A 17,139-nucleotide genomic window follows, 5' to 3' on the forward strand; every position below is an offset into this window, starting at 1 on the left:
CGGTAAAGGTTCATAGATTTGAGGTTGGAACGGAAACGTGAGATAGTGGAGTAGTCAGGGACAGGGTCGAGAGCAGAGATGCCCAGGAAGCGGCGGTAGAAGAGATTGCCTTTGAGCATGAGTTCCATTTCGGGATCAGAATGGCCATAGATTTGCTGGATGATAAGGATTTTGAGCATAAGGACGGGGTTATAGGCCTTGCGTCCGACTTTAGAGGGGTAGAGTTTACCGAGGATAGATTCGAAAGGTTTCCAGTCGATGAGTTTATTAATGCGAGAGAGGATGTCTTCAGGGAGATTTTGATAGATGAGATGTTCGCCTATAGTGATAGGAGAATTGTCTTTTTTAAACATAAGTCAAACTCCTATAGTTTTTCTCTAGCAATATCATGAGAAATGTTCTGAATCAAGTAATTTTGCAAAGGTCTCATCATGTTCTTTTATATTTCTTTTTTACAATTTCTCTCCTTTTTCCAGCGCTTTTCTAACCTCCTCCTCTATCCATTTATAGGTAATCTCTAATCCTTCCCTCAAAGGCATCGTCGGTTTCCAACCCAATTTTTCATAAATAAGCCTATTGTCTGAATTTCTTCCTCTTACACCCTGAGGACCTGGCACATGTTTTATCTTTAATTTAACTCCGGCAATATCCATAATCATTTCTGCTAATTGATCTATAGTTACCATTTCTTCTGAACCTATATTCACTGGACCAGTAAAATCTGACCTCATAAGCTTAAGGGTGCCTTCTATACATTCATCAATATACAAAAACGACCTAGTTTGTTTACCATCTCCCCATACTTCTATATAATCATCTCCTCGCAGTTTAGCTAAAGCTACTTTTCTACAAAGAGCTGCCGGAGCTTTTTCTCTTCCACCTCTCCAAGTACCTTCTGGTCCAAAAATATTATGATATCTAGCAATTCTTACTTCCATCCCATAATTTCTATGATAAGCGAGATAAAGCCTTTCACTAAAAAGTTTTTCCCACCCATATTCACTATCAGGCATAGCAGGATAAGCAGAACCTTCTGAACATTTAGGATTATTAGGATCTTCTTGATTATATTTGGGATATACACAAGCAGATGATGAGTAGAAGATTCTTTTTATGTTTCTTTTGTGGCAGATGTCTAATATATTGAGATTTATAAGAGCTGAATTATGCATAATATCTGCATCATTATCTCCTGTAAATACAAAGCCGGCACCTCCCATATCTGCCGCCAGTTGATAAACTTCATCAAACTTCATATCAATTATATGACGAACAAAATAAGGATCTCTTAAATCTCCTATAACAAAATCATCAGCCTCTGTTTCGCTAAATTCTGGATACTTAAGATCAACGCCTCTCACCCAATAACCTTCCTTTTTCAATCTTTTAACAAGATGATGCCCGATAAATCCACCTGCCCCGCACACCAACGCTTTTTTCATCTCGATACCTCCTTTTTTATGAAGTTTTTAAAACATCCTTTATAATCCACTCAAATTTGTCAGTAATTTTTTCAATATTAAAGTGTTCCTCAGCATATTTTCGAGCATTAATACCTAGTTTACTTCTTAATGTTTTATTCTCAAGCAGTCTCCGGGCAGCATTTACAAAAGCGTGTATGTCTCTAGGGTCTACAGTGATTCCTGTATTATATTTTCTTATGATTTTAGCAGCTAAATTTTCTTGTGGGACAGCTAAAAGTAGGGGACGACCTACACAGTGATAAGTGAGCACTTTTGAAGGTACTGAAAAGATTCCAGCATCTGCCTCAAGAATAGCCACCAAAACATCCGCCGAGGCTAGAACCTGCGGCAACACTTCAAAAGGCTGAAATTTCATTATAAAAAGATTATCTAAACTTTTTTCTTTCTTTTTCTCTTTTAACCACTCCGCTCCTAAACCTTCCGAAATCACTACAACTTTGATTCTTTTATTTTCTTTAAAAGCTTCGGCCAATTTTAATAGCAACTCAGGATTATGTTTTATCCCTAAAGTTCCCGAATACATAAAACAAAATTTATCATGTAGATAATGATCTCTAGCCCATGGATTATCTTTCAGATATACAGGAATTTCCTCTAATGGAGCCCAGTTATGAATAACAATACATTTATCAGTATTTACTCCCCAACTTTTTAAAATGGATTGAAAATCTTCTGTAATAAGAATAATTTTATCACTATTTTCTAATAAATTTCGTTCAAGATTAATAAAATACTTCGCCATCACTTTCCCAAATAATGGTATCTTTTTAGTTAAAACTTTCTCGATCCCAATTCCATATATATCCTGCAGCCAAAAAATAAATTTAATATTAGATTTCTTTGAAAAATTGAGTAAAACTTCTTGTATCACAATAGGAGTATTAGAAGAAATAATAATATCTGGATCGAATTTTTTTATTTCTTTTATCAATAATTTTGCATATTTTTTCTCTTGGAAATATCTCTTTAAATAAGAATACTTTGCAATAACTTTAGATAAAGCAATTCCTTTAATATTTAAATTTTTAGGATCATTTTTTATTTTCTTAAGTCTTCCTCTTGGTGTTAAAACAGAAAGCGAATATATATGTAATATCTCATATCCCCTTTCTGCCAATTTACGGCTTAGCTGAACTTGAAAAGGATGACCAGCGTAATCGTGTATTAGAATTCGCATAAGTACCTCTAAGCTTAAAAGTTATCAACCCCTATCTTACCAATCTAAATCTTTTTCATATCCTAACTTTATAAGAAGATCACCAGCTACTTCTTTCATAGCTTTTTTATGTTCATTAGTGAAAAAGTTCCTCCAATTACCGCTTCCACCTTTTCTAAAAGTGTGGGATTTTTGAGGATTTATGTTCTCTAAAATCTTTTGAACTAATTCATCAAGATTATATCTTTCACCTGCATTCATTTTTTGCAAATAAAATTGCACCATATCTGAAATAATCTGCCTTCTTTTTTTAGACATCAAATCTTCATACCTTAAAGAAAAAATATTATGATGCTTGACCCACTTTGCATATCTTTTAAATCTTTCAGCTATATTTGGGTAGTCATAAGGAGTCTTCAAAAAACTATTTCCTTTTATCGAAAACATAATTTGATCTTCAATAGATGATAAAGATTTAAAGTACTTATGCAATCTATGCCAACGATTCATTTTTGATAAATAAAAAGCTTCTGATACTACTACATCTCTTAAATCTCTAGATATAAAAAAGTGGGCAATATTTAATTTTATGAGAGCTTTATAATAATCTTCATCATAAAACAAGTGAGCTGCAACAATTTCTCCGGGAAGTATAGAATTTATAACTTTTATTGTATTTATCTTACTTCTTTCTCTAAAAGTGATCGTTGGCATTGAAGCAATAAATTTTTTATAATTTTTAACTTTAGGAAAAGGTTCTACTATTTGTAATAATAAATGAGTACCACTTTTAGGAAACGAATTAGCCAAAATTGGGGGAGATTTTATATAGTCTTCAGGTTTAACTGACATTTTTTTAAATTTTCTATAAAATTCCATTAAAAAAGCAATAAACTTTCTATAAGGAGCTGACTTTTTTATTTTAAGAACCAGGTTATTCATCGTTCATCTAATCCAATGCTATTTTCTCAATCGAGATACTTATTTGCATTCTAAAATCGACCCTCCCCAGGGAAACTTTTTAAAAATCTTACGATCTTAAATTTAAAATACCTTCTTCTGCAAAAGATTGATATTTGCTCACTCTTCAATTATTTTAAGTATATTACTACCAATAAGACCAGATCTTTCAGCAACTATTATCATTCGATACTTCTTATTTTCTCTATTATCCTTGTGGTTGAATAATCCTTAATAAAAGACACTAATACTGTTTCCTTAGCAAATTCTCTTCCCACTACTTCTTCAATTCTATAGTCGCCCCCCTTGACCAACACATCTGGTTTTATGTTTTTAATAAGATTATAAGGGGTTTCTTCATCAAATATGACTACATAGTCTACAAATTCCAAACTTGCAAGTAGTTCCGCCCTGTCTTCTTGTTTATTTATAGGCCTATCTTTACCTTTTATCTTCTTTATAGAATTATCACTATTAAAGCCAACAATAAGAATGTCTCCAAAAGTTTTAGCCTCTCTTAAATACTCTATATGTCCCCTGTGTAAAATATCAAAACATCCATTTGTAAATACAATCCTCTTTCCTTCATTTCTTAATATTTTCAATTCATGTATTAACTCCTTAAGAGATTTAACCTTTTTATTTTTGTAGCCTCTTAGCGCCTCTTTTAATTCTTCTAAAGTAATAGGCGCCGTGCCTATTTTACTCACCACTATGCCTGCAGCTGTATTGGCAAGTTTTACAGCATTTAGTATACTAAATCCAGCGGACATAGCTGTTGCCAGTGTCGCAACAACTGTATCTCCGGCACCGGAAACATCGTAAACCTCTTTTGCTTCTGAGCTTATATGATAAACCTTATCTTCAGCAATCAAACTCATACCTTTCTCTGACCGAGTTACCAACAGATATTTTAGATTATACTTTTTTCTAACTTCTTTACCGTATTTTTCTATCTCACCATCCTCATTCTTTACTTCTACATTCAATACATCAGAAAGCTCTTTTAGGTTAGGTGTAACAATAGTCGCTCCCTTATATTTAGACCAATTCTTACCTTTAGGATCAACAACTACAGGAAAATCTTTTTCATAAGCCAGTTCTATAATAAACCTTGATAATTCAGGGCAAATAACTCCCTTGCCATAGTCCGAAACAACCAAACAATTGACTTTATCAATTATAGATAAAATATATTGTTCAATTTTTTTCGATTCTTTGTTGTCTAAAAACTTTATCTCTTCAAAATCTATCCTGACTACCTGTTGATGTCCTGCTATAACTCTAACTTTTGTAATTGTAGGTAAATCTCTTTCCAATAAATAATAATTAACTTTTCTCTCTTCTAAAAGTTGCTTTAAAATTTCTCTATTTGGATCTCGTCCGATAGTTCCAACTACATAAGCCTTAGCTTTTATGTTAATAATATTATTGAGTACATTTCCAGCTCCACCCAGAGTATATTTAGAGGAATTAACCTCTACTATAGGAACAGGCGCTTCTGGAGAGATTCTATTTACACTTCCAAAATAATATTTATCAAGCATCAAGTCACCAACAACCAGTATAGAAACATCGGTAAAATCTAGATCACTTAACATTCCTGAACTCCTCCTCTCATACTACTGGACACTTTTAGCCACCAAGTTAAATGCTAAATCCATTCTAAATCTAGACTCAAATTCAACTAAGATCTCCCAAATCCTTTCTATCTCTCTCAAAAATATCCCTCTAAAAAGCCTCTTTACCCCTCTGAATCCAGCTAAAAAGATACTCTTCTTGCCTTTCATCCACTCTTTCTCATTTAATCTCCCTACTACCTCTGATAAATAATAACATATCGCCAATATATATACCAACATCTCTACCTTACTGCTGTCTCTAAACCTCGTATCGCTTATCCGAAACCCATTGCTCTCCATATTTAAAAACATCTTCTCTATCCGCCACCTCTTCCCATAAATCCCTATTATCTCCTCCGCCTTACTACTCATATCTAATGTCACTAATGCTAAACAATCATCTCTCCTATCACTACAAGCAGATAACCTCTTTATCACTACCCTCCATCCATCCCTCCTAATCTCCCTCACCTCTCCTATACCCATCTCTTTATAAATATCTACCACCTTCTTCCCATCACATACCTCGTAATCCCTCTTAACTCTTAAAATATAGTTCCCAAACTTGCTACCTATATAATCCTCCCATCTCTCTCCTACAAATTCCCTGTCTCCTAATATCATTACTTCTATCCTACCTCTCTCTATATCTTCCCTCAATATCTCATAAACCTCCTCCAATAAAAATTCGCGTTCCTCTATAGAAGAATTCCCTTTACTGTCTAAATCTATTACCTGTATCGGAAACCCTATATTCCACTCCGGAGAATAGATCATCAAAGTAAGCAAATTGTTGACCTTCTTCCCTCGCTCCCATTCATGCCTGTCTATTATCAAATAGATCATTACCTTCTTAGAACCAGAGACATTCTTCAATAAGAACAAAAATCTCTTCAAAAGAAAAAGCCCTATACCCCTTAAGTCCATACGCTTGTCAAAAAAACGCATAAATCTCTTGTAAAGGCTTTCATTTTTAGCCCAATAAAGGAGGGAATCAGTTATGCGCTGAAGATTTGATGTGCCTTCCATAATCATCCCATAAACAAGTATGGTCAACGTTAGAAGATTATGTGGACTAAAATAGCAGAACTCATTTACATATAAAGACAGGTTGACAGCATCTCTTTAACCTTTTCGAAACTTGGCATCGTAAACTTTCTCATACTCGACCTCCTTGCTTTGCTTGACAAGAGGCTAACATATCAGAAAAGATTTGTCAAGACAAAAAGAACTTTTGCTTAAATTTAAGAGAAGACATTTCTCTCTTATTTACAAAAAAAATTTCTCACTCAATATCTGTCCAGTAGTATGTTCTCTTTCCAAACCTTCTAATGTCTTAACTACTTCTAAATGTTCTTTAATGAAATTCAAAATCATTTTATAACCTCTTTTACTGTCATTAATACATCTTCTACTTCAATAGCTTTCATACATATATATTCAAAGTTTCTGCCAACACATAGAGGTTTATTATAACAAGGATAATATTTACAAACATTTGTTTTGCAAACAACTTTTGTGTTTTTGGGTTGCCATATTTTATAATTATTTGGACCGTTTAGCATAATATTTGGAACATTTAAAGCATAAGCAACATGAACCGCAAAACTGTCTAAACCTATTAGTAGTTTTGATAGAGAAAGTTTAATAAAAAAATCTTCTAGATTACCGGTTTGAATTGAAACTTTTTCATTATTTATTAAATCTTTAAAGATATGTTCTGCCACTTTTCTTTCGTCAGGCGCACAGAATATCCATAAGATATGATCTTTCTTTAAAATATTGATTAACTTAATCCATTTATCAAAACTCCAGAAATTATGTTTCTTCTTTGTAAAAGGATGTATTGCTATAATTTTTTGTTGAATACTAAATTTTATTTTTAAAAGTTTTTCCTGGTCAAGAAATATTTTAGGTGGTTCAATTTTTTTACAGCCAAAGTATGTAGCAATAAAGTCTAAAATATCGTATATGTTGATAACATCTCGAGGTACTTTTATTTTTTCGTCTAAAAACTTTCCATTACCATTTCTAATAAATCTTGCATACAAATGATCATTGTGCCATAAAATACCGATATTCTTTTTTGGATTGATTAATTTACCAATAAAGTTTTCTCTGATATCACCAACTATATTAAGGACATACTTATATTTGTTTTTTCTCAATCTTAAAATTGTTTTTATTAAATTTATATTGCTAATAACATCTAATCGTTTACTCTTTCCAATAGGAAAATTAGAACAGTAAATTTTATTTATATATGGGTTATTTTTATAAATACTAACAAAAATTGGCTTAGTAAATACATCCAATTTTAAATCAGGGAGGTTTTTACCTAATGTATTAATCAATTTTGTGGAAATAACTGCGTCTCCATAATCCCGAGCTTGGATGAATAGGACCTTTTTCATTGCTTATAAATCCATCATAGAAAACTCTACTTCAAATTTTAATGATCAAATTTCTATTTTTAATAGATATTAAATACAAAAATAAGTAGGAAAGAATAAAACTTGGTGACAATATTTGCTCCACAATACCAACTAAAAGTATATTATAAATAATAAAAAGCTCTAGATATTTTTCATTAATACTATACCTATAAACAGCAATTAGTGTATAGCAAAATAATATAATTGCGGACACAAATCCTATTCCTCCAATAAGATCTAAATATGTAGAATCTACATTTGGATCCACGTTCCCAAAGAAAAAATTTATTAAATAAAAGTTTTCCTTCAAACTAGTTTCATATAAATATAGTCTGGAAGAAAATAGATAATCTAAGTTAGGATATGCAATCCTTAAAGCATACGAACCCAAGGGCAAAATGATTCCGATAATTATAAATAAAAAAGCAATAAATAGCATCAATAATGATTTACAAGGTTTAGGTAAAAACAAGAAGAATTTAATACCTATCACCACAAATAGAGATAAAACTATAGCAAAGAAAAAAGAACGTGAACCAGTAAAACAAAGAATTAATATAAAATATAAAAGTACAACAAACGACATATTACACATCCTCACAAAACAGAACGTTAAAAATGACAAAAAAACAATTAGTGAAAAATGATTCACATACTCAAACCCCATAAAGAATCTAACCCTTCCATCAGAATAAATAACCTTATTAGGGAGCACACCCTTCAAAACCAAAAATATAACAACAAAACTGAAAACTAAATAATAAAAAGCCGATATTTTTGCAAGCATTAAGAATTGCCTTTTACTTACATTATAGGTAACCAAAAAAGTCAAAAAAAGAACAATATAACTAAATGTTGTCATCGAAAATGTACCTTGCAATCCCATTAAAAATACAGATGGCAATGTAGCTAAAAAAATTATTAAAATAAAATATGGTATTTCTATCCTTTTTTTAATCAAAACATAAACTGGAAATATCAAAACAATTAATACCTCTATAAATATCCTCAACTTATAAAGTAGAGAACTTCTATGAAAAATCGATATATTATAAATTCCAAACAAAAAAAATACACAAAATAACAACAGGTAAGGTACATACAAAAACCAAGTCATATAAAACTTCGCAAAAGATCTCATTTTAAAAAATGATTAAAAAACTCATCTTTATTAACTTTTTCTTTAATGTTACTAGGAAATCTATTTTATAGCTTAAGATTTTCGCGCATAAAGCTAAAAAACATAAAAAATATTTATTTAAACCAAATCCTTCTACTTTGCGTATTATGTCTTTATCATTATATTCTTTACTAACATCTCTATACACATAAGCTAATATTTTAAGAATATTCATCCATCTATAATGAGAAAGAAAAACTCTCAAAAACAATTTCCTGTAGTCTTCCTCTTTTAAAAAATTATCCGCAAGCATTTCCCAGGCATTTAAATCTAACAAAAACCTTCCAACAACACCTCTTCCTTCCAAAAAACTATCATTACCACTTCTAAAAAAAACTAGAGGCTCTTTTATGTATTTAACTTTAAAATTAGAATCCAAATAAAAAAATGACATTAATTTAAAAACATGAGGATACCCTGTCCCAATAAACCTACTATCTAATAAAACCTTATCCCATTTATCTTTTAGAAAAATTACAGAACTTAAATAAGTGAAAAAACTTTCTAATAATCTCGCATTTTTAAGATAAAATTTAAAATCTTCTTTATTTAAAAAATCAAACACTTTATCATTTACTTTTCTGTCTAAAAAATAACTCACCCTAACAGGCCTCATATTAAAGTCACAATCTATCCTATTGCATAAATAAATATCACATTCTTCCTTTAGTTCATTTAATATTCTTTCTATACTCCCCTCTTTAAGCTTATCATCGCTACCAAGTAACCAGCAATATTTACCATTGGCGATCTCAATAACTTTAAGATAATTCCTATCCGGACCTAAATTCTCCTCATTTTTATGATATACAATGTGAATTGGGGACTTCTTTTTCCATTTTTCTATAATTTCATCCGTATTATCGGTGGAGGCATTATCACTTATACAAAGTTCAACCTTATCTTTTATATCATCTGTTATTTGTAATACAACACTTTCTATAGTTTCATTCAAAAAATTTCCTCTATTATATGTAGGAATACATATAGAAAGAAGTGTATTTTTCACTTTTTATACCCCTTTAATAATCTTATAAAATTTTATTGGCAAAATCCAAGCCACTGTTAGTAAAAAAGATAAAATCAATCCTAAAAATATTCCATTAATTCCATATAAACTACCAAAGAACCATTGGCCAATTAAACTTATAAATGCCTGAAAAGGGACAGTTTTAATTAAAATACTTACTTCATTTATACTTTGAACCGCTGCTGCAAAAGTATCCGTCCATATCCTGACCAAGAAATAAATACCGGTTAAAATTGCTGTGGTATAGGATAAATATAATTCTTTTCTTCCAGTTATGATTTGAAATAAAGAATTTTTAAATATTATAACAAACAATGTTCCACAAATAACCAAGGCAAAACCGATTTTTAAAGTACTAAATAGCTTCTTCTTAGCTAGAAGAAATTCTTTCTTGTGAAGCAATTCTGACATTACCGGCCACAACGCAAATAAAAGAGTATTATAAAGTACCGAGAACAAACTAAAAACTTTAAAATCGACATTATAAATTGCTATTTCTTGTGCATTTAAAATTTTTGACATGATAATATAATCTACTCTTAAAGTTAAAGCTGCAAGTAGAGCAAAAATAAAGAACTTTTTAGATAGAGAAAAAAGTTCTTTAATCATCAATCTATTGAACTTTGGGAATATAAATCCAACAGATTGCATATGAGCTAACATAAAAACAAACGCATAAGGAATAAAATAACTGCATAGTACCACATTAAATTTAGTTATACCCAAAAATTTAAATATAACAAGGATAAAAAAAATTGATATTGAAATAATTGCTGGATACATATTAGGCAAGTATCCTCTATGTTCCGCAAACAAAATTTTCGAATAAATTTCGGTAAGACCGTTTAGGAAAATTAAAAATAATGAAATAAATAAAGATAACAAATTTACAAATTGATAATTATTTAACAAAAACTTTTTAACCCCATAAGACAATAAAAATAATACAGGTATTGCTATCCAAAATATAGTTATAACCAAAAATTCAACAACACTTAAAATTTCTGCATATGAAAGTTTGTTGACTCTATATTTAGAAATAGTATTTTGTACAGCATTTGGTAAACCTAAATTGAATAAGGCTAACCATCCTATCAACGAAAATATTATTGAATGCGCAGCAAATCCTTCTATTCCTATTAAATCAATCAAAATTCTAGTATTTATTAGTAATAATACTGCTGTAATTATTTTTGAAATCCAACCGACAAAAGCGATATAATGATGTTTTTCTAATCTAAAATTTCCTGCTATCGCTACTATACGTCCATTCCATCTCATCGAATAGAAGCACATTTTATACAAGTTTTTTAATCCACTCTAGCATTTTTTGTATTCCGTTATATTTACTAACTTTAGGTTGCCAACCAATTAGTTTTTGTGCTTTCCTAATATCCGCCACAAATATCTTCTGATCGCTTTCTCTCCAAGGAAGCTTCTTATACCTCATTTTTATATCGAGTTCCTTTTCAAGAAGACTGAAAAGCTCAAGTAAAGACAAACTATTTTCCATTCCTCCACCAATATTAAAGGCTTCTCCTTTTGCTTTTTCGATATTTTCTATGGTTTTGAAATATAGTTCTATCATATCATCAGCATATAATACATCTCTGACTTGTTTCCCATTGCCATGTATAGTAAAAGGCTCTTTTAATAAGCCTTTTTTAATTTCTATTGCTTTCAAGCAAAACCAACCTATCCATCCCTGATCATAAGTTGCAAATTGCCTTCCACCATACATTGAAGAATGCCTAAAAACCACCGTTTTGATCCCATATATTCTACAAAAATCAAGCATATACTGATCGGCAGCACCTTTTGAACAACCATAAGGAGAGTGAAAATCCAAAGGAATACTTTCCGGAAACCCATTTGGAAAATCTGGAGCAATATATCTCGTCTCTGTTTCTTCATATCTTACCCATCCAAGATCACCATAAACTTTATTAGTTGAAGAATATATTATTATGCTTTCTGGAGAGTATTTTCTAACAGCGTCAAGTAAATTAAAGGTTCCTAGTGCATTTACTTCAAAATCAAGTCTTGGATTTTCTATAGATGTTGTCATTGCTACCTGTCCAGCCAAGTGAAAAATAACATCTGGTTTTTCTTCTTTTATTACTTTCTCTATGTCTTCTCTGTTTCTTATATCCCCATGCACAAATCTAAAATCGCCTTGTTGTTTTAACCATTCTAAATTCTCATATGAACCAATCCGATAAAGATTATCAAATATTATAAGTTCCTCTCTTTTTCTCAAAACTTCAGATGCTAAGTTAGAACCCAAAAATCCACAACCACCTGTTATCAAATATTTCATCGGTATACACCTATATCATTTAAAATTTTTGGCAAAAGCAAATTATTTGTTCAATCATATAATCTACCATGACATCTGTAAGTCCTGGGTAAACTCCAACCCAAAATGTATCCATCATGACCTTATTCGTATTCTTCAGCTCTCCCACTACCCGATATTCGTAACCCCCATCTACCATAGCTGGCTGTCTGGTAATATTCCCAGCAAAGATCATTCTTGTCTGTATTCCTTTTTCTTCAAGATAAGAAACTATCTCCTTCCGTGTAAACGGAGCACCATCACGGATTGTAAGCACAAACCCAAACGGCGAAGGATGAGCATTTTCAGGATATCGCGGCAGAATAAAAAATTCTTCCAGTTCTTTTAAGCCCTCATAAAGCTTCTGCCAATTTCTGCGCCTTGTTTCTACAAAACCTGCAAGCTTCTCGAGCTGGGCAACTCCAACGGCTGCCTGCATATCCGTAATCTTTAGATTATATCCAAGGTGTGAGTAAATATATTTGTGATCATAACCCTCCGGTAAATCTCCAAGCTTCTGGGAAAATCTCTTCCCACACGTATTGTCTTTTCCCGGCTCGCACCAGCAATCCCTCCCCCAGTCCCTAAAAGAGAGAAGAATTCTATAAAGCCTCGTATCGTCTGTATATACAGCTCCCCCTTCCCCCATCGTTATGTGATGTGCTGGATAAAAACTTGAAGTCCCAATATGCCCAAAAGTGCCAGTGAACCGCCTGCCGCTTACAACCTTGCCGTTTATAAGTTTGTACTCTCTTTTAAGGGTATATTCCGCACCAAGGGCATCACAATTATCTTCTATTACCCAGAGATTGTATTTTTCCGCTATCTCTAAAACTCTATCAAGATTAAAGGGAATCCCGAGAGTGTGGGCCAAAAATATGGCTTTGTTCCTTGGAGATATGGCTCCTTCCAGAAGATCAGTATTTATGTTGTAGGTCCCGAGTTCTATGTCCACAAACACCGGAACAAGATTATTCTGAATTATGGGAGCTACCGTCGTTGGAAAACCTGCGGCAACAGTGATAATTTCATCTCCGGGATTAAGCTTAAACTCTCTGAGTTTATGAGAAGTAAGGGCAGATACGGCAAGTAGATTGGCTGAAGAGCCGGAGTTACAGGTAAGCACATGTTTGACATTCAGGTATTGGGAAAACTTAGCACAGAACTCGCGGTCAAATCTTCCGGCTGTAAGCCAGAAATCAAGGGCTGAATCTACGAGATTTTGAATCTCTTTCTCGTTATATACTCTGCCAGCATAGTTGATACGAGTTTTTCCAGGAGTGAATGGAGACGAGGTATGAAATATCTTTACATAGTTTTTAGTATGGTAAAAAATAAGCTCTCTAACGACTTTGTCAAAAGAGGCTCTTTTAAGTTTTCCTATTTTTTTTAATAAATATTTTCTGTTACATATACAACCCTTAAACACTAAAACTTTAGAAGTTTTTATAGTTCCTGATTCCATATCCTCATGAGTAAGTAAAATCTCTCCCTCTTTTAAAGAGTTTATTTTTTGAGAAGTTAGTGGAAGATAATAAAAAGCATCTCTTTCAAGTACTTTAACTACAACAACTGGACGCGCTTTTCGTCTATTCCTGTCAGTATATCCCGCTTCAACCCACCAAATTTCACCCTCTCTCATTACCAATCCTCCATATTCTCCTCACCATATTCCTCATCTAACATTTTCATGTTTAGAATATGAACATATTCATTAAACTTCTTCTCTTCTTCCTCATCCCACTCCCACTGATAAAACACTTGTTTTCCTTCTGACATTTTAAGCCTCAGCACAATATTCTTTGATTTGATTTACTGTAACCTCTACCATATCCTCCTGCTCCTCATAAAAAAGCTTATACCAGCGCACTGTCTGCTCTAAAGCCTTGTTCAAATTCCATTTTGGCCGCCACCCTAGCCTCATTCTAGCCTTGCTTGTATCAAGCTTTAAAAGCCTTGCCTCATGGTATTTCCTGTCTGGAATAACCTCATATTTACCTTCTCCCCAAAAGGCTATTACCTTTTCTACTACTTCTTTTACGGTAGCTATATCATCATCGGACGGACCGAAGTTCCATCCCTCGCAGTATTTAGTGGGCTCTTCCCACATCTTGGCAGCCAGCAAAAGATATCCATAAAGCGGTTCAAGAACATGCTGCCATGGTCTTATAGACTCAGGATTTCTTATTTTTATTACTTCGCCTTTTGAAAGCGCCTTAACACAGTCGGGGATCAGTCTGTCAAACTGCCAGTCTCCTCCTCCTATTACATTTCCAGCTCTCACCGAGGCCAGAGAAACCTGATGGGTCTTCCCATAATCTTCGGGATTGAAGTAAGAATTTCTATATGCCGCAGTCAAAAGTTCAGCACATCCTTTGCTTGAACTGTAAGGGTCATACCCTCCCATTGGATCATTCTCTCTATATCCATAAACCCACTCTTTGTTCTTATAGCATTTGTCGCTAGTTACATTTATCACTACCTTAACACTTTCTGTCTCTCTAACAGCTTCAAAAAGGTTTAGGGTTCCGATTACATTGGTTTCATAAGTAAGCTTTGGTTCTTTGTAAGACAATCTTACAAGCGGTTGAGCAGCTAAATGGAATACAATTTCTGGCTTATATTTCCTAAACACAGCTTTAAGCTTAGCTTCATCTCTTATATCTCCAATTATGTGAATAACTCTCTTCTTAAGTCCAAGCACCTCAAATAAACTGGGCCTTGTAGGTGGCTCTAAGGAATATCCTATAACTTCTGCTCCTAGTTCTGTAAACCACAGCGCAAGCCAGCTTCCTTTAAAACCCGTATGGCCTGTAATAAAAATTTTTCTATTTTTATAAATGCCAGCGAATAAATTATGTTCTTTCATTAACTTTCTCCCTATTCTTATACCATCTTATAGTTCTAAGAAGTCCCTCCTCTAAAGAGACTTTGGGGAACCATCCTATATCTCGCTTTATCATTTCAAGGTTTGCTCTAGATTCCATTATTTCGTTTTCTCTATAAGGTAAAGCACCAAAATGCAAAAAAGTTTTATTATTACCTGTTAACTTCTTTATAAGTTCTACTAGCGTTCTAATTTGCATAGAGTTGCCTGAACCTATCTCATATTCGTAAAATCTTTTTTCTAAGTTGTCTATATGAATCAAGACCATATAATAAGCTTCTACTACATCTTGCACATATACAAAATCTCTTTTTTGCTTACCTTCGGTTAATTTTATCTCTTCTACATTTTTTAATAGCTGATTTATTATCCAAGGGATAAATTTTGTAGTATCATCCTTTTCTCCATATATATGCTCTAATTTCAAATTAATTACCCTTATCTTTTCAGAAAAGATCTTTAGCCATTCAACAAATTGTTTTTTTGATAAAGAATAGTAATTTAAATACTTGCACAAAATAGTATCCGTATTTAAAAAAGTACCTGTATTAAACGAAATGGAGATCTCCAAAAGTTGAAGAGGAAAATATAGATTAGCTTCGACTATTTCTCTAACACTTTCACCCTTTCTTCCATATTTTGTAGCTGTATGTATAACTACATCTATCTCATATTCCTCAAAAGGTTTAACTAAAGATATTTTGTCAATATCATAACATATAAGTTTGTTAATAATATGCTGTATCCTCCATATATCAGAAAAGCTTCTTTTAAGAATAATAACTTTATATCCTTCGTGAACAAATCTTTCTGCTAGATGACTACCCAGAAAGCCAGTTGCACCTGTAAGGAGGATGGTCTTTTTCATCTTAATCTTTCCATACCTTCCAAGGAGGATTGCCAGATTGCCAAAGCTTTTCAAGTTCGTTTTTATCTCGAAGAGTATCCATACATTTCCAAAAACCTCTGTGCTTGTAAGCCACCAATTGCCCATCCTTCGCTAGATTTTCTAAAGGTTCTCTCTCCCATACTGTCTCGTCGCCCTCTATGTAATCAAAAACAGCAGGCTCCAAAACAAAAAAACCTCCATTTATCCAAGCGCCATCTCCCCTGGGTTTCTCTCGAAATGATAAGACATTGTCCTTCTCATCCAGTTCCAGAGCCCCAAACCTTCCAGAGGGCTGGACAGCAGTAACTGTGGCATATTTGCCATGCTTTTTATGAAATTCTACCAAAGTTTTTATATCTATATCTCCAACGCCATCTCCATAAGTAAGCATAAAAGTCTCATCGCCAATAAACTTTTGGATTCTTTTAATTCTACCACCTGTCATCGTATTAAGCCCAGTATCAACAAGCGTTACCCTCCATGGTTCAGCTTTGGCACTATGAACTTCTATTTTGTTATTCTTTAAATCTATAGTTACATCTGCCATGTGTAGAAAATAATTGGCAAAATATTCTTTTATAACGTAACCTTTATATCCAAGGCAAATGATGAAATCATTAAAACCATAAGCAGAATATACTTTCATAATATGCCATAAAATGGGCTTACCTCCTATTTCTACCATTGGCTTCGGCTTTAAGTGAGTTTCCTCACTAAGCCTTGTTCCAAATCCACCAGCAAGAATTACTACCTTCATATATACACCCCTCAACAATATTTGCTGGAACAGAATAAGCTGCTCTTTTTAGTTGATCAACTAGAGAATAAGTTTCCTGCTTGGGAAAGTCTTTCACCAAACTATAAACATCTAAAACCATTTCGTGCGATCTCTGCCAAACCATCAATTCCTTCCAACTACCCACCACTAAACCTCTTATCCACCTCTATAACCTTTACAACTTTTACAACCTATACGACCTTCCGCGCACATCGCCCTTTGCCCTTTGAATTTTCCGTATTCCGGCTGTTAAAATCATATTTCTTTCAATGGATTCCAGACTTTTACAATATCCTTAAAATCTTTCTCATTGTTAGTTATTAGTATCTTTTGATGCACTATAGCAGTAGATGCTATGACGGCATCAGGGAGTTTTATCT

Annotated in this window: 17 protein-coding genes; 1 reads left to right on the forward strand and 16 read right to left on the reverse strand. The window is 32.9% G+C overall.

Annotated features, from left to right (window positions below):
• The 7 genes from H528_RS0111230 to H528_RS0111265 form a co-directional block, all read right to left on the reverse strand.
• On the reverse strand, positions 1–353 hold a 353-nt coding region (locus tag H528_RS0111230; protein ID WP_022854404.1), incomplete at its 3' end, for an IS5/IS1182 family transposase.
• A 99-nt stretch (positions 354–452) separates the two neighbouring features.
• Positions 453–1,442: an NAD-dependent epimerase/dehydratase family protein gene (locus H528_RS13625; protein ID WP_022854405.1), complete on the reverse strand. Its 990-nt coding sequence runs from the start codon at positions 1,440–1,442 to the stop codon at positions 453–455.
• Between the two features lie 16 nt (positions 1,443–1,458).
• Positions 1,459–2,661: a glycosyltransferase family 4 protein gene (locus H528_RS0111240; protein WP_022854406.1), complete on the reverse strand. Its 1,203-nt coding sequence runs from the start codon at positions 2,659–2,661 to the stop codon at positions 1,459–1,461.
• Positions 2,662–2,697: 36 nt separating this feature from the next.
• Entirely contained in the window at positions 2,698–3,492 is a 795-nt protein-coding gene (locus H528_RS0111245) for a sulfotransferase domain-containing protein (protein ID WP_169352796.1), read from the reverse strand.
• Positions 3,493–3,782: 290 nt separating this feature from the next.
• Positions 3,783–5,201 (reverse strand): bifunctional D-glycero-beta-D-manno-heptose-7-phosphate kinase/D-glycero-beta-D-manno-heptose 1-phosphate adenylyltransferase HldE, encoded by a 1,419-nt coding sequence (hldE, locus tag H528_RS0111250; protein ID WP_022854408.1) that lies wholly within the window; start codon positions 5,199–5,201, stop codon positions 3,783–3,785.
• 21 nt (positions 5,202–5,222) lie between these two features.
• Positions 5,223–6,278, reverse strand: coding sequence for a transposase (locus tag H528_RS0111255; RefSeq protein ID WP_084677719.1), 1,056 nt, complete (start codon positions 6,276–6,278; stop codon positions 5,223–5,225).
• Positions 6,279–6,595: 317 nt separating this feature from the next.
• On the reverse strand, positions 6,596–7,636 hold the full coding sequence (locus H528_RS0111265; RefSeq protein WP_022854411.1) for a glycosyltransferase family 9 protein: 1,041 nt from the start codon (positions 7,634–7,636) through the stop codon (positions 6,596–6,598).
• Positions 7,637–8,055: 419 nt separating this feature from the next.
• Here H528_RS0111265 and H528_RS14565 point away from each other — a divergent pair, with 419 nt between their 5' ends.
• A complete protein-coding gene (locus tag H528_RS14565) occupies positions 8,056–8,304 on the forward strand; it encodes a hypothetical protein (RefSeq protein WP_169352797.1) in 249 nt (82 codons plus the stop codon).
• A gap of 495 nt (positions 8,305–8,799) precedes the next feature.
• Here H528_RS14565 and H528_RS13630 read toward each other — a convergent pair whose 3' ends face one another.
• The 9 genes from H528_RS13630 to H528_RS14865 are packed head-to-tail and all read right to left on the reverse strand — an operon-like array spanning position 8,800 to position 16,883.
• On the reverse strand, positions 8,800–9,846 hold the full coding sequence (locus H528_RS13630) for a glycosyltransferase family 2 protein (protein WP_084677720.1): 1,047 nt from the start codon (positions 9,844–9,846) through the stop codon (positions 8,800–8,802).
• Positions 9,847–9,849: 3 nt separating this feature from the next.
• A complete protein-coding gene (locus H528_RS0111280; RefSeq protein WP_022854414.1) occupies positions 9,850–11,148 on the reverse strand; it encodes an MATE family efflux transporter in 1,299 nt (432 codons plus the stop codon).
• A 16-nt stretch (positions 11,149–11,164) separates the two neighbouring features.
• Positions 11,165–12,187 carry a GDP-mannose 4,6-dehydratase gene (locus H528_RS0111285; protein WP_022854415.1) on the reverse strand — a complete coding sequence of 341 codons (1,023 nt, stop codon included), beginning with the start codon at positions 12,185–12,187 and terminating at the stop codon, positions 11,165–11,167.
• 19 nt (positions 12,188–12,206) lie between these two features.
• Complete coding sequence (gene rfbH, locus H528_RS13635) at positions 12,207–13,847, reverse strand: lipopolysaccharide biosynthesis protein RfbH (protein ID WP_022854416.1); 1,641 nt, start codon at positions 13,845–13,847, stop codon at positions 12,207–12,209.
• Positions 13,847–13,984 (reverse strand): hypothetical protein, encoded by a 138-nt coding sequence (locus H528_RS14490; protein WP_022854417.1) that lies wholly within the window; start codon positions 13,982–13,984, stop codon positions 13,847–13,849. The genes rfbH and H528_RS14490 overlap by 1 nt, the downstream gene beginning before the upstream one ends.
• A 1-nt stretch (position 13,985) precedes the next feature.
• Positions 13,986–15,074, reverse strand: coding sequence for a CDP-glucose 4,6-dehydratase (gene rfbG / locus H528_RS0111300; protein ID WP_022854418.1), 1,089 nt, complete (start codon positions 15,072–15,074; stop codon positions 13,986–13,988).
• Positions 15,061–15,960: an NAD-dependent epimerase/dehydratase family protein gene (locus H528_RS0111305; RefSeq protein ID WP_022854419.1), complete on the reverse strand. Its 900-nt coding sequence runs from the start codon at positions 15,958–15,960 to the stop codon at positions 15,061–15,063. Before H528_RS0111305 ends, rfbG begins: the two co-directional genes overlap by 14 nt.
• 1 nt (position 15,961) lies before the next feature.
• Positions 15,962–16,738, reverse strand: coding sequence for a glucose-1-phosphate cytidylyltransferase (gene rfbF, locus H528_RS0111310; protein WP_022854420.1), 777 nt, complete (start codon positions 16,736–16,738; stop codon positions 15,962–15,964).
• Entirely contained in the window at positions 16,695–16,883 is a 189-nt protein-coding gene (locus tag H528_RS14865) for a four helix bundle protein (RefSeq protein WP_342664973.1), read from the reverse strand. The genes rfbF and H528_RS14865 overlap by 44 nt, the downstream gene beginning before the upstream one ends.
• Positions 16,884–17,139 lie beyond the last annotated feature (256 nt).

Source organism: Thermodesulfatator atlanticus DSM 21156, assembly GCF_000421585.1.
Classification (GTDB): Bacteria; Desulfobacterota; Thermodesulfobacteria; order Thermodesulfobacteriales; family Thermodesulfatatoraceae; genus Thermodesulfatator; species Thermodesulfatator atlanticus.